This is a genomic window from Vibrio sp. JC009, assembly GCF_029016485.1.
Lineage (GTDB): Bacteria > Pseudomonadota > Gammaproteobacteria > Enterobacterales > Vibrionaceae > Vibrio.
In genome coordinates this window covers 3,187,588-3,207,662 of record NZ_CP092106.1, presented here as the reverse complement: position 1 = coordinate 3,207,662, position 20,075 = coordinate 3,187,588, and the positions used below count along the sequence as shown (strand labels likewise).

Annotated in this window: 22 protein-coding genes and 1 riboswitch; of the genes, 16 read left to right on the top strand and 6 right to left on the bottom strand. The window is 46.5% G+C overall.

The window, feature by feature from the left end:
* Positions 1 to 55 precede the first annotated feature (55 nt).
* From L3Q72_RS14350 to L3Q72_RS14340, 3 genes are all read left to right on the top strand, one after another.
* Positions 56 to 1,072, top strand: a complete 1,017-nt coding sequence (locus L3Q72_RS14350) for an acyltransferase family protein (RefSeq protein WP_275130584.1) — start codon at positions 56 to 58, stop codon at positions 1,070 to 1,072.
* A gap of 103 nt (positions 1,073 to 1,175) precedes the next feature.
* The gene (locus tag L3Q72_RS14345) at positions 1,176 to 1,541 is read left to right on the top strand and encodes a DUF4145 domain-containing protein (protein ID WP_275130583.1); all 366 of its coding nucleotides are present in this window, start codon (positions 1,176 to 1,178) and stop codon (positions 1,539 to 1,541) included.
* Positions 1,542 to 1,709: 168 nt separating this feature from the next.
* A complete protein-coding gene (locus L3Q72_RS14340) occupies positions 1,710 to 2,297 on the top strand; it encodes a YhgN family NAAT transporter (RefSeq protein WP_275130582.1) in 588 nt (195 codons plus the stop codon).
* A gap of 39 nt (positions 2,298 to 2,336) precedes the next feature.
* Here the strand turns inward: L3Q72_RS14340 and L3Q72_RS14335 are convergent, their stop codons facing one another.
* On the bottom strand, positions 2,337 to 2,603 hold the full coding sequence (locus L3Q72_RS14335; RefSeq protein ID WP_275130581.1) for a DUF1145 domain-containing protein: 267 nt from the start codon (positions 2,601 to 2,603) through the stop codon (positions 2,337 to 2,339).
* The gene (gene rsmD, locus L3Q72_RS14330; RefSeq protein ID WP_275130580.1) at positions 2,600 to 3,199 is read right to left on the bottom strand and encodes a 16S rRNA (guanine(966)-N(2))-methyltransferase RsmD; all 600 of its coding nucleotides are present in this window, start codon (positions 3,197 to 3,199) and stop codon (positions 2,600 to 2,602) included. Before rsmD ends, L3Q72_RS14335 begins: the two co-directional genes overlap by 4 nt.
* Before the next feature lie 175 nt (positions 3,200 to 3,374).
* On the opposite strand from rsmD, the gene ftsY reads away from it, so the two are divergent.
* From ftsY to glpG, 6 genes are all read left to right on the top strand, one after another.
* Complete coding sequence (gene ftsY, locus L3Q72_RS14325) at positions 3,375 to 4,616, top strand: signal recognition particle-docking protein FtsY (protein ID WP_275130579.1); 1,242 nt, start codon at positions 3,375 to 3,377, stop codon at positions 4,614 to 4,616.
* 47 nt (positions 4,617 to 4,663) lie between these two features.
* Complete coding sequence (ftsE, locus tag L3Q72_RS14320; RefSeq protein ID WP_275130578.1) at positions 4,664 to 5,338, top strand: cell division ATP-binding protein FtsE; 675 nt, start codon at positions 4,664 to 4,666, stop codon at positions 5,336 to 5,338.
* Positions 5,328 to 6,275 (top strand): permease-like cell division protein FtsX, encoded by a 948-nt coding sequence (ftsX, locus tag L3Q72_RS14315; RefSeq protein ID WP_275130577.1) that lies wholly within the window; start codon positions 5,328 to 5,330, stop codon positions 6,273 to 6,275. The genes ftsE and ftsX overlap by 11 nt, the downstream gene beginning before the upstream one ends.
* A 219-nt stretch (positions 6,276 to 6,494) precedes the next feature.
* On the top strand, positions 6,495 to 7,352 hold the full coding sequence (gene rpoH, locus L3Q72_RS14310) for an RNA polymerase sigma factor RpoH (protein ID WP_275130576.1): 858 nt from the start codon (positions 6,495 to 6,497) through the stop codon (positions 7,350 to 7,352).
* Between the two features lie 403 nt (positions 7,353 to 7,755).
* Entirely contained in the window at positions 7,756 to 8,079 is a 324-nt protein-coding gene (glpE, locus tag L3Q72_RS14305; RefSeq protein ID WP_275130575.1) for a thiosulfate sulfurtransferase GlpE, read from the top strand.
* Positions 8,080 to 8,919 (top strand): rhomboid family intramembrane serine protease GlpG, encoded by an 840-nt coding sequence (glpG, locus tag L3Q72_RS14300; protein ID WP_275130574.1) that lies wholly within the window; start codon positions 8,080 to 8,082, stop codon positions 8,917 to 8,919.
* A 31-nt stretch (positions 8,920 to 8,950) separates the two neighbouring features.
* Here glpG and L3Q72_RS14295 read toward each other — a convergent pair whose 3' ends face one another.
* Positions 8,951 to 9,364, bottom strand: a complete 414-nt coding sequence (locus L3Q72_RS14295; RefSeq protein ID WP_275130573.1) for a flagellar basal body-associated protein FliL — start codon at positions 9,362 to 9,364, stop codon at positions 8,951 to 8,953.
* 147 nt (positions 9,365 to 9,511) lie between these two features.
* Here L3Q72_RS14295 and L3Q72_RS14290 point away from each other — a divergent pair, with 147 nt between their 5' ends.
* Together L3Q72_RS14290 and ubiA are read left to right on the top strand one after the other, a co-directional pair.
* On the top strand, positions 9,512 to 10,051 hold the full coding sequence (locus tag L3Q72_RS14290; protein WP_275130572.1) for a chorismate lyase: 540 nt from the start codon (positions 9,512 to 9,514) through the stop codon (positions 10,049 to 10,051).
* On the top strand, positions 10,052 to 10,906 hold the full coding sequence (ubiA, locus tag L3Q72_RS14285) for a 4-hydroxybenzoate octaprenyltransferase (protein ID WP_275130571.1): 855 nt from the start codon (positions 10,052 to 10,054) through the stop codon (positions 10,904 to 10,906).
* A gap of 202 nt (positions 10,907 to 11,108) precedes the next feature.
* Here ubiA and plsB read toward each other — a convergent pair whose 3' ends face one another.
* Positions 11,109 to 13,550, bottom strand: coding sequence for a glycerol-3-phosphate 1-O-acyltransferase PlsB (plsB, locus tag L3Q72_RS14280; RefSeq protein WP_275130570.1), 2,442 nt, complete (start codon positions 13,548 to 13,550; stop codon positions 11,109 to 11,111).
* Positions 13,551 to 13,809: 259 nt separating this feature from the next.
* Between plsB and L3Q72_RS14275 the strand changes: the two genes are divergently transcribed.
* The 3 genes from L3Q72_RS14275 to L3Q72_RS14265 all read left to right on the top strand — a co-directional run bounded on the left by L3Q72_RS14275 (position 13,810) and on the right by L3Q72_RS14265 (position 15,894).
* The gene (locus tag L3Q72_RS14275; RefSeq protein ID WP_275130569.1) at positions 13,810 to 14,187 is read left to right on the top strand and encodes a diacylglycerol kinase; all 378 of its coding nucleotides are present in this window, start codon (positions 13,810 to 13,812) and stop codon (positions 14,185 to 14,187) included.
* A gap of 118 nt (positions 14,188 to 14,305) precedes the next feature.
* Entirely contained in the window at positions 14,306 to 14,926 is a 621-nt protein-coding gene (gene lexA, locus L3Q72_RS14270; protein WP_275130568.1) for a transcriptional repressor LexA, read from the top strand.
* Positions 14,927 to 15,060: 134 nt separating this feature from the next.
* On the top strand, positions 15,061 to 15,894 hold the full coding sequence (locus tag L3Q72_RS14265; RefSeq protein WP_275130567.1) for a class I SAM-dependent methyltransferase: 834 nt from the start codon (positions 15,061 to 15,063) through the stop codon (positions 15,892 to 15,894).
* Positions 15,895 to 15,896: 2 nt separating this feature from the next.
* On the opposite strand, the gene sthA is transcribed toward L3Q72_RS14265, so the two are convergent.
* Entirely contained in the window at positions 15,897 to 17,297 is a 1,401-nt protein-coding gene (gene sthA / locus L3Q72_RS14260) for a Si-specific NAD(P)(+) transhydrogenase (protein ID WP_275130566.1), read from the bottom strand.
* Between the two features lie 225 nt (positions 17,298 to 17,522).
* Between sthA and fabR the strand changes: the two genes are divergently transcribed.
* Positions 17,523 to 18,158 carry an HTH-type transcriptional repressor FabR gene (gene fabR / locus L3Q72_RS14255; RefSeq protein ID WP_275132121.1) on the top strand — a complete coding sequence of 212 codons (636 nt, stop codon included), beginning with the start codon at positions 17,523 to 17,525 and terminating at the stop codon, positions 18,156 to 18,158.
* The gene (locus L3Q72_RS14250; RefSeq protein ID WP_275130565.1) at positions 18,148 to 18,540 is read left to right on the top strand and encodes a YijD family membrane protein; all 393 of its coding nucleotides are present in this window, start codon (positions 18,148 to 18,150) and stop codon (positions 18,538 to 18,540) included. Before fabR ends, L3Q72_RS14250 begins: the two co-directional genes overlap by 11 nt.
* Before the next feature lie 31 nt (positions 18,541 to 18,571).
* Here the strand turns inward: L3Q72_RS14250 and trmA are convergent, their stop codons facing one another.
* Positions 18,572 to 19,681 (bottom strand): tRNA (uridine(54)-C5)-methyltransferase TrmA, encoded by a 1,110-nt coding sequence (gene trmA / locus L3Q72_RS14245; RefSeq protein ID WP_275130564.1) that lies wholly within the window; start codon positions 19,679 to 19,681, stop codon positions 18,572 to 18,574.
* Positions 19,682 to 19,842: 161 nt separating this feature from the next.
* Positions 19,843 to 20,064: riboswitch (cobalamin riboswitch) on the top strand.
* The last annotated feature ends 11 nt before the right edge of the window (positions 20,065 to 20,075 follow it).

The following is a 20,075-nucleotide window of genomic DNA, read 5'->3' as shown; positions in this document are numbered from 1 at the left end:
GCGAAAGCCGGTTTTTTTGATCTGAACAGATAATTGCTGGGATTGGTATTAATCTATGAGTAAACGCGTTTTCTTCTTTGATACTTTACGGTGTGTAGCTGCTGTCACAGTGATTGCGATTCATGCCCTTGGTCCTTACCGGCATTTGTTCGGAGATATTCCGTTTTCAGAATGGGCAAGCGCAGTAACCGTTAACAGCATCAGCCGCTGGGCGGTACCGGTTTTTATTATGATCACCGGCGCTCTGATGCTGAGCGATAAGCGTCCTTTTGACCTCAGATACTATATGAAAAGGCGTCTGGCTAAGGTTCTTATTCCCTTTGTCGTCTGGTCGCTGTTTTATGCTTACTTGTCAGGATGGAGTGCTCAGGGTTATAACGGCGAGCAGTCGGTTCAGGTGCTTGCTGAAGGCTATCAGCATGCAACTTACTACCATCTTGGCTTTTTTTACTACTTTATTCCTCTCTATTTTCTTATTCCGTTTTTTCAGTACATGGTCAGAAATGAACGAGAGAAAGAGATAAACCTCTATCTCGGCATCTGGTTGATTAGCTCGGCTTTATTTCTGTATGGTGTAGATGGGCCATGGAGCAATCAGTATTGGCTTTATAGCGGGTACTTACTTTTGGGTTATCTTCTGTATCAAAGGCTGGCACTGAGCAAAGCGGTTACGCTTCTGTTTTTCTTAGCTGGCTGTTTGGGTCTGGCTTCAACAGTCTGGATGGTGATAACTCAGAGCCTTGAGTCTGGCGAGTATACCGTGGGCAGGTGGCTCTCCTATAAGACGCTGAATACCATCGCTGTCGCTTCTATGATCTTTGTTCTCGGACGCGCCTGTGGTGAACAGGTTTCCTTGGGGTCAGGTAAGGTTATCCGCTTTATCAGCCGGCACAGTCTGGGCATTTATATTCTGCATCCGGTTTTCCTCTGGCCCATGATTGAACTGAAATGGTATGAAGGAAACCATCCGCTGCTAATGATTCCGCTTTGGGTGGTACTAAGTGGCAGTGGTGCTCTTACGATAAGCTGGCTGTTATCCCGCTCCAGATACACCAACTGGCTTGTGCCATAAGCTATTATCTTAAAGCGAGAAAAGTATCAGAGAACTTTTGCTACTTTTTTCCTATACTTAGGATGTGAAATCGGGATGCCTCTGACAAAGAAGGAAGAATAATATGTCAGACATAGAAAGTGTTGTAACGCGAACGCGCCGTCTGGAAAAGCTGCTCAGGGTGCGTTATCACGCTGATGGAAAGGGATTGCATCAGTTGATCACCAGCTGTGAAGACCGCTTGCCGCATGATGTTATCAGCAGGCTCAGATATATAGCGACCATCAGAAATAAGATTGTCCATCAGGAAGATTTTCAGTTGGACGACAAGAAGCAGTTTCTCGCTGTGTGTGATGACTGCGAGCAGGAACTGACTCCAAGAGCAACCCGCTTTATATGGCGTGTCGCCGTTTACCTGATGGCTCTGTTTACCCTGGCTACCCTGGTTTTTTATTATATCTACTGGGATGAGATCACCTTCCACTTTTAGTTTATCTGACCTCTGTTAATTGCATCTATTGTTGGATGATTGCAGGTTATTTCACTGTGAGTTTGATTTATAATGTCAATCCCAGCAAGGATGAACAGATAATTGCTGGGATTGGTATAATTGCCTCCAATTTTCTTTTCTATCATTTAATACGAGATTCTTGCCTTAATGGATATGCTATCAGCAGCAACTATGCTGTTTTTAATTATGGATCCTCTGGGAAACCTGCCGGTATTTCTGAGTATCCTGAAGCAATTTGATGCAAAGAGACGCCGCATCATTCTGATAAGGGAGCTGTTATTTGCCCTGGTTATTCTGCTGGCTTTCCTGTTTGGCGGTCAGACTATCCTGAGTTTTCTTCATGTTGAGCCGGAAACATTGAATATTTCTGGTGGTATTATTCTTTTCATCATAGCGATTCGCATGATTTTCCCTCAACCCGGGGGCATTACCGGTCTTGCGGCGGGTGAAGAGCCTTATATTGTCCCGATGGCTGTACCTATGATTGCCGGGCCTTCTGTGATGGCGACGCTACTGCTTCTGTCCAGTCAGTACCCGGATCAAATGACCGACTGGGTTGCTGCACTGCTTATTGCCTGGGGCGCGAGTGTTGTTATTTTTATGTTTAACAGTCTGTTCTTTAAACTGCTTGGCGAGAAAGGACTTAAGGCGGTTGAACGTCTGATGGGGCTGTTGCTTATTATGATCTCTACTCAGATGTTCCTGAACGGAGTGAGCGAGTATTTAGGAAGATAGGCCGCTGAAAGAAAAGAGCGCGGTGCGCTCTTTATCTGTTTACTGCATATGTTTTCTTCTGATATCCAGCAGAGAGAAAATACCGAACACCAGAATTGACCATTTTTCCCATCCGGATATTTTTATTTTATCGCCAAAAGCTCCGATAAAAATCATCATCTGCACCGCATGCATCATAAACAGGAAGGCGGTCATGATATAAAGTGCGATAGCGGCTTTACCCGGGAAGGGTGAAAACAGATTTAAAATCAGAATAAACCAGACAAAAGCGATAGAAGCTTTAGCTAAAAGAATCAGATACTTCATTGCGTTTCCCTTTCAAATAGTCGATAGCACACCTGACCGGCAGCTTTTTCTTTATTCAGATGCCAGTTTTCCGGAATGCCTTCCAGTACCAGCTCTTTTTCGGTTTCTATGTAAATCATAGCATTGTCTGCTAACCAGCCATTGGTTTCCAGCAGTTGCATGGTTTCTTCAAGCAGCCCTTTGCGGAAAGGGGGATCGATAAATACTACATCGTACTGGCTTCCCTGTTGCTTAAGGTAGGCCAGGGCATCGGTATTAACTGCTTCAATACGGTCGGTTTTTAGCAGCTGAATATTTGCCAGTAGCTGCTTGTGAGCCTCAGGGTTTAACTCAAGCATAGTGACCTGCTCTGCCTGTCTTGAGGCAGACTCAAAACCTAAGCCACCGGAACCGGCAAACAGATCCAGACATTTTGCCGCAGGCACATCCATCGCAAGCCAGTTAAATACGGTTTCTTTCACTCTGTCGGTGGTTGGACGAAGCCCCTCAGCATCTTTTACCGGGAGTTTTCGGCCTCTCCACAGCCCGGCAATGATACGCACAAAGCCAGTAGTCGTTTTGTTTTGTGATGAGTTTCGTTGATGACGTCTTACCATAGATTTTGTGACCGTAAATAAAGTGATACTATATCCTATTCTTCCGCCTGAGCAGGGTCTGCCTGGGCGGGAATATTCGGGAATGCCCAAGAGTAGTGATAATTGACAAAGTTTACCAATCAAAAAGAAAATTTCTCACTACTTTATTGTTAAGTAAGATTCAGGAATCCTCCAGATGACGGAAAAGAAAAAACGCGGACTACTTTCATGGCTTGGATTTGGTGACGAAGAACAAGCCCCAAAAACCGAGCCCGTAGCAGAAGAACTTCAGGAAGAAGAAGTTGTTGAAAGCCAGGATGAAGAACAGCCGCAGCCAGAAGCCGACGTAGAAACAGAAGAGTCGCCGGAAGAAGCTGAGCCTGTTGACGCTGAGTTATCAGAGGATACTCTGCAAGAAGCAGAAGCAGAAGCAGAAGCAGAAGCAGAAGCAGAAGCAGAAGCAGAAGCAGAAGCAGAAGCAGAAGCGCCACGGGTGGTTGAGCAGGAAAAGCCGACAGAAAGCTTCTTTGCTCGTCTGAAAGGCAGTCTTGCCAGAACCAAACAGAATATCGGTGCCGGTTTCTTTGGCCTGTTTAAAGGCAAGAAAATCGATGAAGATCTGTTTGAGGAGCTTGAAGAGCAACTGCTGATTGCCGATGTGGGCATGGATACCACGCTGAAGATCATCGAAAACCTGACAGAAAAAGCCACGCGCCATGAACTGAAAGACGGTGAAGCTCTGTACGGATTGCTGAAAGATGAGATGGCTGAAATTCTTTCGCATGTGGAGCAGCCTCTGGAAGTGGATACAGCCAAGACGCCATACGTCATCTTAATGGTTGGTGTAAACGGTGTTGGTAAAACGACTACCATAGGCAAGCTGGCAAAACAGTTCCAGAGTGAAGGCAAGAAAGTCATGCTTGCGGCAGGTGATACCTTCCGTGCAGCTGCGGTTGAGCAGCTTCAGGTCTGGGGCGAACGTAATGATGTTCCTGTCATTGCTCAGCATACAGGTGCGGACAGTGCATCGGTTATCTATGATGCCATTGAGGCTGCAAAAGCGCGTGGTGTGGATGTGGTGATTGCCGATACCGCAGGTCGCCTGCAGAACAAGAGCAACCTGATGGAAGAGCTGCGTAAGATTGTACGCGTGATGAAGAAAATCGACGACTCAGCGCCGCATGAAATTATGCTGACTCTGGATGCGGGTACAGGCCAGAATGCTATCAGCCAGGCGAAGCTGTTCAGCGACGTTGCGCCTGTCACAGGCATCACCCTGACTAAGCTGGATGGTACGGCAAAAGGCGGTGTTATCTTTGCTATTGCTGACCAGTTCAATATTCCAATCCGCTATATTGGTGTTGGTGAAGGCATTAACGATCTGCGTAAGTTTAATACCAGCGACTTTATCGAAGCGCTGTTTAGCCGGGAAGATTAAGTAAGGTAGTTGTCGTACCTGATGAAATCGATTCAGAGGATGAAGTTGTGATTAAATTTCAGCAAGTCAGTAAGTCGTATCGCGGAGGCCGCCAGGCTCTTCAGAAGGTAGACTTTCATTTGCGAAAGGGAGAGATGGCTTTTCTGAGCGGGCATTCCGGTGCCGGGAAAAGCACATTGCTGAAACTCATTTGTGCGATGGAGCGCCCGTCTGACGGAAAAATCAGCTTTAACGGTCATGACATCACCAATATCACTACCAAGGATATTCCCTTTTTGCGCAGACACTTAGGGATTGTGTTCCAGGATCATCGCCTGCTGATGGACCGCTCCGTGTATGACAATGTAGCTTTGCCCATGAGAATTGAGTCAGCCACCGAAAATGATATTAAGCGCAGGGTGTCAGCTGCGCTGGATAAAACCGGTTTGCTTGATAAAGCCAAAAGCCTGCCAAGTCAGCTTTCCGGTGGTGAACAGCAAAGGGTTGGCATTGCCCGGGCTGTGGTTAACCGCCCGACGCTGCTTCTGGCAGATGAGCCTACCGGTAACCTGGATGCGGAACTGTCGGGCAGGGCAATCAAGCTGTTCGAGGAGTTTAACCGTGTTGGTGTCTCTGTACTGTTTGCTACCCACGATGTGGGCCTGATCAGCAGTCGTCCTCAGTATCGCCGTTTTGAGCTTACCCAGGGCTTTTTAAGTGAGGTGGAAGGCTATGGCCAATAATACCCGTAAACAAAAAGCGCTTGTAAAAAGGGATGGCTTTTTTAAGGTTCATTTTATCCAGGCTAAGAAGTCTTTTCTTTCTCTGTGGGAACGCCCTTTAGGCAATATCCTGACTCTGGCGGTTATCGCTATGGCGCTGTCTATTCCAGCCAGTGTTTATCTGGTCGGAAAAAATATCGCTCAGGTGGCGCAGGGTGTGAGCAGCCATTCTCAAATCAGCGTGTTTTTAGCGGAAAATACCGCAGAAGCCCGGGTCATGGTGCTGAAAGATGAGTTCGAGAGCTGGCCGGATGTTCACAGCGTGAAATATATCTCCTCACAGCAGGGGCTGGAAGATTTGAGTGAACATGCCGGTTTTGAGCAGGCGCTTTCACTGCTGGATGACTATTCGCTTCCGGCAGTGCTGGTGGTTGAGCCGGCTGTTGAACTGAAGCAGGAAATAAAAGCCATAGCGCAGCGCATTCAGGAAAATGAAACGGTAAGCGATGTCAGGCTGGATGAAGACTGGCTAAAACGGCTGGATGCCATTTATAACCTGGCCAGAGCTGTGGTGGCGACGCTGGCTGTATTAATGTTTGCTTCGGTATTCCTGATTGTGGGTAATACGCTGCGTTTCACCATGCTGGCGCATAAGGAAGAGATCCAGGTGATGAAGCTGATTGGCGCGACTGACAGCTTTATACTTCGCCCTTATCTCTATTCCGGAATGTGGTTCGGACTGATGGGCGCTGTGATTGCCTGGATACTGACGGCCGTGATCACTATTCTGCTTAACGGCGCAGTTGAAAGCCTTGCACTTCTGTATGACAGCCGTTTCCGTCTGATCGGTTTGAATATAGACGAGTCTGTTCTGCTTCTTATGCTGGGTGTGTTTTTAGGACTGTTCGCTGCAAGGATGTCTGCGAAAAGTCATTTAAAAGAAATTGAACCAGTTTAAACAGAACGGGTCTACAATATCAGTTTCAGGTGTTAGTTTGTCATGGAAATTGATTTAAAACGTCATACTTCTCGAGTACAAATGCATATCGGGCTTGTATCGGCTCGTGATCTATGGATAATGAATACCCCCTTTCTCACGCATAACTTATCTAGAACATTTTGGTGAAGGGTATAAAGACATAAGATTTTATTGTCTTTAAGACGAATGAGGAATCGAATGACAAACCAAGCGTATCCAATGGCTTTAGTTTCACAGGATAGCCTTGACAGCTATATCAGCTCTGCAAACAGCTACCCAATGCTGACAGCAGAAGAAGAGCGTGAACTGGCTGAACGATTACATTACAAAGGTGAAATTGATGCTGCGAAAGGACTGATACTTTCTCATCTTCGCTTTGTTGTTCATGTTGCACGTGGCTACTCTGGTTACGGGCTGCCTATGGCTGACCTTGTACAGGAAGGCAACATTGGTCTTATGAAGGCAGTAAAACGCTTCAACCCGGAAGTGGGTGTTCGTCTGGTTTCTTTTGCTGTCCACTGGATTAAAGCAGAAATCCACGAATACGTACTGCGTAACTGGCGTATTGTTAAAATTGCCACCACCAAGGCTCAGCGTAAGCTATTCTTCAACCTGCGTAAGTCTAAGAAGCGTCTTGGCTGGTTTAACAATGGTGAAGTTGAAACCGTTGCACGCGAACTGGGTGTTGAACCTTCAGAAGTGAGAGAGATGGAATCCCGTCTGGCGGCACAGGATGCTACTTTTGAACTGCCGACAGAAGATGATGATTCCAGCGCAAGCTACTCTGCTCCGGTTCTGTATCTTGAAGACAAAAACTCAGATGTGGCTGAAAGCATTGAAGCGGACAACTGGGAACAGCATACTAATACGCGTCTGGCGCATGCGATGGCAACTCTGGATGACAGAAGCCAGCATATTGTCCGTTCTCGCTGGCTGGATGACAAAAAAGCCACTCTGCAGGAATTAGCGGAAACTTACAGCGTGTCAGCTGAACGAATTCGTCAGTTGGAAAAGAACGCAATGAAGAAACTGAAGGCCGCTGTCGGAGATATCTGATCGGGCAATAATCTTTTCTGAAAAAACCGGGATCTCAGATCCCGGTTTTTTTATGCCTGTCGATCTTGTTGTTGACAGATGCCTGTGTATAAGTCTGTGATAAAAATGACGGCTAGTTGTAAGAAAGTAGCGTGTAATCTGGCTTATTCAGGTTTTTGTCCGTGGGGATATTTTTAGATCTACACACATTTTTTATAATGATCATTACTACATCTTGTGGATCTTTTTCTGGCGAACCACTTTATCAACGTAATCCACAGATTTATTCACAGCCGATGAAAATTTGATCGACTGGTGGATAAGCTGGTTATTCATATGTCCTTATCTGGTTGGGATAAGTTACAATGCAAAGTAAGTTCTCACTGGGCATTCCCCGGATATATTTATAGAAGGAAGTGAACTAATGACAGACTTTAAACGTATTGATGTTAATAGTGCGTATGCTTTGATGACACAAGAGAAGGCTGTTTTGGTTGATATCCGGGATCCCGGCTCATACTTTATATCCCATCCGGAAGGGGCATCCCATCTTGGTAATAGTAATATTGCATCCTTTATCGATGAGGTTGAACCTGAGCAGGCTGTGCTGGTTATTTGCTACCATGGAGTCAGCAGCCTGGGTGCAGCTCAGTATCTGGTTAATCAGGGACTTGAGGATGTATACAGCGTAGATGGTGGCTTTGAAGCCTGGAAGCAGGCGGACTTACCGACAGAAATGGGTGAATAGATGATACGGCTAATTGTTCTGGATAATCCCAGACTGGCACAGGCCTTTATTGATTACATGGCCTCGCGGAAAATTGATGTGGATATGATGCCTGAAGGCGGAGGCAGTTTTGCGCTCTGGCTAAAAAATGCTGAAGATCAAATTGAGGCGGAGGCTGAGTTAAAGCAGTTCTTAGCTAACCCAAACGCCAGCAAGTATCACGCGGCATCATGGGATATGGCAGACACGCGAACCCGCCGCTTTAGTTATCACACCCCAAATATGATGGAGATGATAAAAGCCAAAGCTGGCCCTCTGACTTTGTCAGTGATGGGGCTGGGCCTGGTTATTTTCTTTCTTCAGCAGGCTGGCTTCGGTGATCTGATATTCGCTTTTTTACATTTTCCGGCCTATGAAGGGCAGCAATGGCAATTGTGGCGCTGGGTATCTCACGCCCTGTTGCACTTTTCAGTTTTGCACATAGTGTTCAATCTGCTCTGGTGGTGGCAACTGGGAGGAGATATAGAACAGAGAATCGGCAGCCTGAAGTTGCTGCAGATTTTTATTCTGTCAGCGGCACTGTCGGGAGCCGGGCAGTACTGGGTTGAAGATGCTAATTTTGGCGGACTTTCCGGGGTGGTTTATGCGCTTATGGGATATATCTGGATTCTGGGAGAAAGAGCGCCGGAAAAGGGGTTGGTATTACCTAAGTCGATAGTTGTGTTTATGCTTGTCTGGCTGGTGCTGGGCTTTGTTCAGCCGTATATGGCGATTGCCAATACGGCGCATTTGATCGGACTGTTATCAGGTCTGGCCTTCGGCTTTAAAGACAGTATGAGTGCAGCCTCTTTCAGGAGCTGATAAAAAAGCGACCGGTTGGTCGCTTTGTCTGTTACTGATACAGGTACTTGGTAAAGAGCAGTTCGGCGATGATGGTTCGTCCGGTTTCGGCGAGCAGAATGCTGTTCAGGCGGTCCATCAAATCTTTGCGCAGTTGCTCTCTTCCGGCCAGGGATTTAATTTTGTCCTCTGGTTGCTCACCTATCACTGATATGACGGTGTCCCTTATCAGTGGGTCGTGCAGTTCCAGGTCCGGAATAAAGGCGTTATCTGAAACCATCAGATCGATGCGTACCTGAAGATAACCTATCTTCTTGCCCTGAGTGTGAATGTTGGTTGTCAGATCCGGAGCCAGCGTATAATAGGCAAAGTTCGGACCGGCAGCTTCTTCCTCTTCTGCCAGCGTTGCGGTAGAAAAGGTGCTGCAGAGAGCTAATATCAGTAATACAAAATAGGGTCTTAGCATACTTTTTAGTTCAATAATTATCTAAAAATTCCTGAAATATCGTTGTTTGTTACAATGACACCGGGCGCACTATTGTATTGTGCGGTTTATTTCATCTAAACTTCAAGCATTAGTTTATAACAATAATGCTACTTATAAAAAACAAATATGACTGAGCTGATAGCGCTGTACATAAATGCTCTGAAAAATATCCATTGGCAAGATATAGATCTCATTGAGATTACCGATACTTCTTCCATGCAATGGCTGACGGAAAAAGGATCTTTATCTCGCCGTTTAGCTGAAAACTGTCATGAACTATCTGTAAGCTTAGTCAATAATCAGATGATTTTGGAGAACGCTATGACGATGGAAGAGCGTTCTCTGTTAACGAAAGAAAAATGCCTTCTGCGCGAAGTCATCCTTAAAGGAGATGACTCTGAATGGGTCGTGGGAAGGACTTTAATTCCTGAATCTTCCATTCAGAATAAGGCATTTGACTTAAGCCGGCAGGGAGAAAGCCCTCTTGGCCTGACGCTTTTTAGCCTTGATGATATATCCCGGGATCAGATCCAGGCCGGATGGGCAGAGACGCCTGACGGAAAGTTGCTGGCCAGACGCTCCCGGTTATGGGTTAATGGAAAACCTCTGCTGGTTGCTGAACTTTTTCTGCCAGACTCGCCAGTTTACTCGAAGGAGAACGGATAAATGAGCCTTGTCAAAGCCAGAGCATACTGGCAGTTGATGCGAATGGACAAGCCGATAGGGTCATTGTTGCTGCTCTGGCCTACCCTGTGGTCACTGTTTCTGGCCGCCGGAGGAACTCCAAAGCCGGAAGTGCTGCTGGTATTTGTGGCTGGCGTTGTTTTAATGCGCTCCGCCGGATGTGTGATCAACGATTTTGCTGACAGGAACATAGACGGGCAGGTTAAGCGTACCCGCAACAGACCGATTCCGTCAGGTCTGGTTACTGCTCCCGAAGCTGTGGTGTTATTTGTCGCACTGGCTCTTGCTTCTTTTCTGCTGGTTCTGACCATGAATCCGCTAACGGTACAACTTTCATTTGTCGGAATCGTACTGGCATTTATCTATCCCTTTATGAAGCGCTACACCCATCTGCCTCAACTGTTTCTGGGGCTGGCCTTTAGCTGGGCAATTCCCATGGCCTGGGCGGCACAGGCAAATGAGATCTCTCCTTACGTCTGGCTTCTGTTTGTGATTAATGCGCTCTGGACCATAGCCTATGACACGGAATACGCCATGGTAGACCGGGATGATGACCTGAAAATTGGCGTTAAATCCACGGCAATACTGTTTGGCCGCTTTGATAAGATGATTATCGGTGCACTTCAGCTGGTCACTCTGGTCTTGCTTATTGTGCTGGGTTATCAGATGGCGCTCTCTTCTATGTACTACTGGGGAGTACTTGCGGCTTCGGCCTTGTTTGTTTATCAGCAATATCTGATCAGGCAGCGGGAAAGGGAGCAGTGCTTTCAGGCGTTTTTAAACAACAACCATGTCGGCCTGGTTATTACGCTGGGTATTGTACTTAGTCAGATATAATACCAATCCCAGCAATTATCTGTTCATCCTTGCTTGTTAAAATCGCTAATAGCTGCGTTAAAATTTTTGTAATTAGATCCACTAGTTACTGCAAATTTTGCCTCGCTCTTAGCGATTTTTCCTGCGCAATCACTGAACAGCTAATTACTGGTATTGGTATAAAAAAGGACCCTGCTATTGCAGAGCCCCTTTTTCCACTTCTTTATTCTTCGCTTTCCGCTTCTTCTTCCGGAATCAGGTTTTCCTGAATCGTCAGTTTGACTTCTGTTGGTAACAGAGTCGCAAGCATATCGGCCAGTGCCTGAGTTTTCTCTTCATCGCACTTACCTTCTGAGTCAATGTAGCTCTGCTCCTTCAGTGTGCTGAAGAGGGAGGCAAAGACTCCTTTATCAAAGAATTCCGGTGCGTTGATGCCATGCAGACGGCCAAGTCGCTGTGCAACGTCCTGGCTTCTTTGCTCAAGCTCAGATTTATCCACGTCAGGATCAAATGCCAGCTGATTAATCGCGATCGCATAGCGTTGCAGAGTTTCAGCAATTGAGCGGGCAAGCAGCATCAGAGACTGAATATTGCTCTGGTTAATAGAGACCACACCATCTTTCAGGTTGATCTGTTCCTGATTGACCAGCTCCTGAATAAGAGCATCGACGACGGCTTCCAGCTCTTGCTCTTCGTAGCGCAGGAATAGCTCCTTTTTCAGGAACGGATACAGCGCTTTTACCGTTGTCTGAATCTGTTCGACAGAAAGACTGCTGTGCTGAACAACAAGCTGTGCGATGAGAGAAGGAATCGCAAACAGGTGAATAATATTGTTTCTGTAGTAGGTCATCAGGATAGACTGATGGCGATCCAGAGAAATGATTTCACCCATGCTGTCGCGCTCGGTAACAAATTTATTCAGTGAGATAGCGTGATCCACAAGCTGGTGAGCTGACTTATCCGGAACTGTGCTAGTGGCAGAGTAAGGAACGTTGCGCAGTAGTGCGGTGTAAAGCTCTATCTGAGAGACAAGCGTCTCTTTAGCCAGAGCCCTCTGACGGGAAGCCAGAAGCGCCATTGCACAAAGCGTTAACGCATTGGTGGCTGCTGCATCGTTGATATGCGTCATCATCTTAACTGCGATCTGGTTGACTACCGGTGTCATCCACTGAGGTCTTGGCGCTTCAAGCGGATCGATATCCTGCGTCCACTCTGGTACATGAGTGTTCAGGTAGTTATTCAGAGGAATCGGCTCACCAAAGTTCACATAGCCCTGACCAAAGTTGCGAAGCTTACGCAGAGTTCGCAGAACCTGTCCTGCGTTTTCTTTCTCTTTGCGTTTACCACGCAGCTCTTTGGCGTAGGTAGAAACTTCCATTACGTGTTCGTAGCCGATATAAACAGGCACCAGAGTAACCGGGCGGTTCATGCCTCGCAGCATCGCCTGAATGGTCATTGCCAGCATACCTGTCTTGGCCTGTAGCAGACGACCGGTACGGGAACGGCCACCTTCGCTGAAGTACTCCACTGAGTAGCCCTTAGCAAACAGTTCGGCCAGATACTCTCGGAAAATGGTCGAGTACAGCTTGTTACCTTTAAAGCTGCGGCGGATAAAGAAAGCGCCGCCACGGCGGAAGATAGGACCTGCCGGGAAAAAGTTCAGGTTAATACCGGCTGCGATATGCGGAGGAACCATGCCTTCGTGGTACAGAACATAAGAAAGCAGAAGATAGTCCATATGGCTACGGTGACACGGAACGTACACAATCTCGTGACCATCCTGAGCCAGACGTCTTACTGTCTCGGCGTTGTTGATGTTCAGTCCCTGGTAAAGTTTGTTCCACAACCAACCCAGGAAGCGGTCGCCTCGTTTGACCAGTGAATAGGAAAAGTTTGCCGCCACTTCATCCAGAATTGAGTAGGCTTCTTTGCGTGCTTTCGCGATATCGATATTCTTCGCTCTGGCTTCGTCTTCTACCGCTTTCTTAATTGCCTGTGACTCAAGAAGACGGTTGAACAGCTGATCCCTTTCCGGAAGGTTAGGGCCGGATGCTGCCAGCTTTTGTCTTGAAAAGTGAATACGTGCAACCCGCGCCAGCTTCAGGGCAATAGACTCATCTGTGCCATGCACATCTGCCATATAACGAAGTGAAACCACAGGGCTGAAGCGCACCATACAGTCGCGGCCTGAGAAAAGCATCGCCATCGCTTTCTTCGGACCATTCATCGCCTGAAGGTAAGGCGTTTCCAGCTCTTCTTTACCCGGCTTTCTCCCCCATAAAACAGAAGCCGGGATCACCTGAACATCTAACGCTCTGTCGTGCTCATGCAGATTTAACAGCTCGGAGAAAAGTTCCACAGAAGCACTTGGGATATGTTTGTCATCCTGTAGCAGGGTCGGCCGGGAACTGATGTAGACATATCGGCCAAATTTTTTGCCGTTTATCTCAAGAGGCGATAGCGGATCTGGCAGTCCGAATGAAATAGCCTGCTTACGCATGGTGAAGAGATCAACATTGGAACGAAATGGCAACGCATAAATCAGTGGCTTATTTAAATCGATTCCCAGATCACCAATCGGATTGGAAGGGATGGCTTTGGCTCTTACCAATAAGGAGATTGGGAGCTTAACTGTTGAACGTGGAAATAGTCGTTCAGAAGACATCTTTAGCTAGCCTCAAGAAAAATCAAAAAAAGTGCTAAGCGTTTATTTTTCTGTCAATTTGGTCATGCACAATCGCAAGAAGGTATCTGATCTTCTAAGCTATTGATTAGACCCTGGGGGACTGACATTTCTACACTTAACTCATCTGCATAAATGACGCGGTGCAAGGATAACAGAAACTGGTCCAACCTTTTAACCCTAAATAGCGCCCAAGTACTGACTGTGTGCAAAAAATTTTATGTATTCATAGGAAACATAGATGAAGAATCCGGAAAATAAAGGAATAAAGAGGCTCATTAATGCAACAATTTACTCAAGCCAGGGGATAAAGGCCGCCTTTACCAACGAAGAAGCATTCAGGCAGGAAGTCTTTGCTGCCCTGATTATGCTGCCACTGGCCTTTTATCTGGATGTAGACAGCACCCACAGAATTATGATGGTGGCTTCTGTTCTGCTGGTTATGATTGTTGAGCTACTTAACACTGCGGTTGAAGCAGTTGTTGACAGGGTTGGATTCGAATTCCATGAACTGGCCGGAAGAGCAAAAGATACCGGCTCAGCTGCCGTGCTTATTTCTATGGTTTTATCCGCCTACGTCTGGTGTGAGGCGATATATATGGCGTATTTCGCTGCTTAGGTTTTTGACGGAAGTGGTTGTTCCACATGAAACATTTGGCTTATTTGCAAATGATCCTTTGCAAGAGTTAACTTACTGTATATACTCACAGTTAACTGTATAAAAAGACAGGTGACTTATGAAGCCGTTAACTCCTCGCCAACAACAGGTATTTGACCTGATTAAAGAGAAAATTGAAGACACAGGTATGCCGCCTACACGAGCTGAAATTGCTCGCGAACTCGGCTTTCGTTCCGCCAATGCTGCGGAAGAACATTTAAAAGCACTGGCTAAAAAGCAGGCGATTGAAATTATTCCGGGAGCTTCCCGTGGTATTCGTATTCTGCTGCAGGATGATGCCGCCAATGATGAAGGCCTTCCGCTTATTGGTCAGGTTGCTGCCGGTGAGCCTATTCTTGCTCAGGAACATGTGGAAGCCCACTATAAGGTTGATCCAAATATGTTCAGGCCTCAGGCGGACTTCCTTTTGCGTGTGCATGGCGAAAGTATGAAAGATATCGGAATTATGGATGGCGACCTTCTTGCGGTTCATAAAACTCAGGATGTCAGAAACGGTCAGGTTGTTGTCGCACGTGTGGAAGATGATGTTACCGTAAAAAGACTGGAGCGTCAGGGTTCAACGGTTCTGCTGCATGCTGAAAACGAAGAGTTCTCCCCAATTAAGGTTGACCTTACCTCCCAGTATATGGAAATTGAAGGTATCGCTGTGGGGATCATCAGAAATACTGATTGGATGTAATACCAATCCCAGTAATTATCTGCGCAATCACTGAACAGCTAATTACTGGTATTGGTATAAGTCAGATATTTTGATTAATTCTTGCAAATCTAAATGGTAGTCATTATCATTTGCCTTATCGGAGGTGGATGGTAATGAACTGCTTTAATAAAAACTCTTATTCAGACAGAGACAGGGTATCTGGTGGCTATGAGATCCCGGTAAACCTGCTTAAGCCAATGTGGTTCAGAAGCAGGGAAAGTCTTATGGAAGATGGCCTGGTTTATGACCCTATTGCAGCAAAGGCGTGTAAGCAGTGCCAGCTGTCATCCGAATGCCTCTCAGGCGACGTTAATCAAAAGCAACTTATGTATACCACGCTGACTAAGCTGTGCGATCTCCGTGTTCAGGCTTTTCTTGATCAGCATCCTAATGGTTGGGTGATTAATGTGGGAGCTGGACTGGATACCCGGTTTTACCGCCTGGACAACGGGCTTTGCCGCTGGCTGGAGCTGGATATCAATGAAAACCTGCTATGGCGTCAGAAGTTATTTCATGACAATGAGCGCTATCAACTCAGATGTGGTTCAGTAAACAGTCTTGAATGGCTTTATGCTCTTCCTGTTCCGGAAAATGCTCCGGTTCTGATTGTATGCGAGCAGGCTTTGCTGGATTGCTCAGAAAAACAGACATCTCAGTTTATTCAGGCATTGGGTCGTTTTTTTGTAAAAGCTCAGGCCTGTGTTGTTCTGGCCGGAGACAAGACCAGTTCTGAGGTGGGTCAAAAACTGGGATGTGAAACTTACGCCCATGGCTTTGCCTCACCGGAACACAAAGTATTCCAGTGGGTACCCTGGGTGAAATGGGTAAAATGCTACTCACCACTGGATCATGACTGTAACCGCTGGAAATTCTGGCAGCGTATGCTGCGAAAATTCTCAGGATTAAAAGCCAGAGTCACACCAACCGTGGTGGAGTTTAGCTGGTAACTTTAGAACAGCCTGTTCAGACCATTTAATGCTGCAACCCGGTAAGCTTCTGCCATAGTCGGATAGTTAAAGGTGGTATTAACGAAATACTCTATGGTATTTGCTTCGCCTTTCTGTTCCATAATGGCCTGCCCGATATGGATTATTTCCGCTGCTCTTTCCCCAAAGCAGTGTATGCCGAGTATCTCTTTGCTTTCCCGGTGGAAGAGTATTTTCAGGCTGCCGATATCTTTTCCGGCAATCTGAGCTCTGGCCAGGTGTTTAAATGAGGCGCGGCCCACTTCGTAAGGAATTTTTGCAGAAGTCAGCTCCTGCTCTGTTTTTCCGACGGAGCTTATTTCCGGAATGGTGTAGATGCCGGCAGGTATGTCTTCGATAAGGTGAGTATCGGTTTTACCCAGCGCGATGTGCTCGGCGGCAAATCGGCCCTGATCGTAGGCGGCACTTGCCAGGCTAGGGTAGCCGATAACATCCCCTACCGCATAGATATGTTCTGAATCGGTGCGGTAATGTTCGTCTACTTTCAACTGACCACGGGAGTCGGGTGACAGACCGACCGCTTCAAGGTTGAGCTTGTCTGTATTCCCGGTTCTGCCATTTGCATACAGCAAACAATCAGCTCGCATTTTCTTCCCTGACTCAAGGTGGATGATGACACCGTCATCTGTGCCTTCAATTTTTTTATACGTCTCATCATTTCTGATGATGACACCGCTGTTCCAGAAGTGGTACGAAAGCGCATCAGAGATCTCATTGTCGAGAAATGAAAGCAGTCTGTCGCGGGTATTAATCAGATCAGTTTTTACATCCAGCCCGCGGAATATGGAGGCATATTCGCAGCCAATAACACCGGCACCGTAAATGATGATATGCCTTGGATCGTGCTCAAGAGACAAAATGGAATCACTGTCATAAATGCGTTTATGGGAAAAATCGACATTATCGGGGCGGTAAGGCCGTGAACCGGTGGCGATAATAAATTTGTCTGCCGTATATTGCTCGGTACTACCGTCCGCTTTATTTACATCAATGGTGTTGTTGTCTGAGAATACGGCTTCTCCATATATCAGATCACACAGGTTTCTGTCATAGAACCCCTGTCTTAACCTTGTCTGCTTATCAATGACGGTTTTGGCGTGAGTCAGAATATTGGAAAATGTTGAGTGCAGGCTAGTGTTGTTATGGCAGAAAAGGGGATTTCTGTTGTACTCAATGATCCGGCTTACCGCGTGCCGGAGTGCTTTTGATGGAATAGTGCCCCAGTGCGTACAACCGCCACCTACGCTGGACTCTTTTTCTATGATGGCAACATGCTGACCTGCCTTGGTTAGCCCCATAGCTGCTCCCTCACCACCAGGGCCGCTACCGATCACAATTGCGTCATAATGATTGCTCTGTGCCATCAGGATCCATCCTTGTTAATTTTTAACATTTATGTAGCGTGATATTAACCTTTTAAAATTTCGGGTAAATAAGATTCATAGCAGAGAGTGGATGGGATCACGGAGTTGTGGATTTATAGATGAAACAGAAAGCGTGTACTGGCATCCTGTTTTCTACTTTCCGGAATTCGCGCTATAGTAATGGGCTGAATATGGCTTATAACAATGAACAGTAAAGAAATAAAAATGGGAATTCGGGCACAGCAGAAAGAGAAAACTCGTCGCTCTTTAATAGATGCTGCCTTTAGTCAGTTAAGTGCAGATCGCAGTTTTTCTAATCTGAGTCTCAGAGAGGTTGCGAGAGAAGCGGGTATAGCACCTACCTCTTTTTATCGTCACTTCAAAGATATGGATGAGCTTGGATTGACTATGGTTGATGAAGGGGGGTTACTTCTTCGTCAGTTGATGCGTCAGGCTCGTCAGCGTATTGTGAAGGAAGGCAGCGTGATTAGGACTTCGGTAGAGACCTTTATGGAGTTTATCGAAAGCAGCCCAAACGTTTTTCGTTTGCTATTACGTGAGCGCTCCGGCACTTCTGCAGAATTTAGAGCTGCAGTTGCGAGGGAGATCCAACATTTTTCTGCTGAATTGACCGAATATTTGATCAGTACCGGAATGACTCGCGAAGAGGCGGTTGTTCAGGCTGAAGCTTCAGTAATTTTGGTATTCAGTTCGGGAGCAGAAGCGCTTGATCTGGATAAGCATGAAAGAGATGAACTTACAGAGCGCCTTGTTATGCAGTTGAGGATGACTGCAAAAGGTGCATACTGGTATAGAAAAGAACGTGAAAGACAAAAAACAGGATATAACTATGTCAAATGACTCAACTCCCTACAATGTAAAGTCAGAAAGAAAGACTCTTATTTTAGCGGTCATTGCTGGTATGTGCGGTAATGCACTTCTGTCGGCTCTGACGATGACTGAAATCGCCTTCTCAATCTTTCCTGTCATCGCACTGGTTCTGGCCGTGCAGATGTTGTATCAGGACTATCTGAAAAGCCCGGTAGCTGAAGAGATCCCGCTAATCGGTTTAGCCTGCTTTTTTGTAGGGGCGTTTGGTCATTCCGCTTTCGTTAAGGCGCAGTACCCGGAAGCGGGTTCTAACTTCTTTGCCATTATCGTGACAATGCTTCTTATGCTTTGGGTTGGTAAAAAGCTCGGATACGTAAGAAAGAGAGAGCAGGAACAGCAAGAACAGCAATAATAAAAAAACGAGCCTTGCGGCTCGTTTTCTTTTATTTGCGTCTCTCAAGTAAAACGCCCGCTTCCATATGGTGGGTGTACGGGAACTGGTCAAAGAGCGCAAACCGGGTTACATCATGGGTTTCACCCAGAATATCCAGATTTTCTTTCAGTGTTTCCGGGTTGCAGGAAATATAAAGAATGCGCTCATAACCCTGAACCATCTTACAGGTATCCACATCCATACCGGCTCTTGGCGGATCAACAAAAATGGTGTTGCAGTTGTAGCTCTTCAGGTCGACTCCCTGATCTTTAAGGCGTCGGAACTCCCGCTTACCTTCCATTGCCTCGGTGAACTCTTCTGCTGACATACGGATTATCTGAACATTATCGATTTTATTGGCAGCGATATTGTACTGAGCGGACTGAACTGAAGGCTTGGCCAGTTCCGTTGCAAGAACGCGTTCGAAGTTTTGTGCCAGAGCCAGAGAGAAGTTACCGTTGCCACAGTACAGTTCAAGAAGATCGCCGCTGCTCTCCTGGGTACAGTCAATCGCCCACTCCAGCATCTTCTGAGCCACTTCCCCGTTAGGCTGGGTGAAGCTGTTTTCAACTTGCTGGTAGATGTAGGTATCACCATTTACGTTCAGGCGTTCAACAACATAATCTCTGTCCAGAACGATCTTCATTTTACGGGCACGGCCAATGATGTTCAGATTAAAGCCTTCATCATTCAGTTTGCTTTTAAGTGTCTTGGCTTCTTCTGTCCACGCATCATCCAACTGGCGGTGGTACAGAAGTGACACCAGGATCTCGCCACTTAACGTTGAAAGAAAGTCTACCTGGAACAGTTTGCGGCGAAGCGTATCGTTCGCTTTCATTGATTCCATCAGCACAGGCATCAGGTCATTAATCAGCTTGCTGGCAGCAGGGAACTGGTCAACGCGGTATTTCTCGCGGGTTTCCTGGTTGAACATGACGTAATAAAGATCATCACCCTCATGCCATACACGAAACTCTGCTCTCATGCGGTAGTGTTTCTCCGGTGACTCGAAAACTTCCAGCTCAGGAACATTGTATTGGGAGAACATGCCGGAAAGGCGTTGCTTCTTCTCTTCAAGTTGTTCGGTATATGTCTGAGGGTTTATTTCAGGAGTCGCCATTATCTTGCCTTTTGCATTCACACAGGGAGCGCAGATTTTAGTCAATACTCTGCACATGTCCAGTATTCATTGACAAGTTATCAGGCTTAGTTATGCCATAGGGGAAAAATATATTACCAATTAGTCAGTAATAGCACTGGACAGTTTTGCCTTTGATTTTTAGTATTTGTCCGGAAGTTGGTGCGGATGCAAATTATTTGCAGTCCGAATAATAGGGAATCCGGTGTAACTCCGGAACTGACGCGCAGCGGTAATAGAGAACGAACATCTTAGGTTAGAAGCCAGGCACTGCTCAGAAGTTGGGTGGGAAGTCAGATGTAAGGTGATATTGATTGATATCGTGCTCTTGAGTCCGAAGACCTGCCAGCAGGATAGTGGCACCTCATGCCACTTG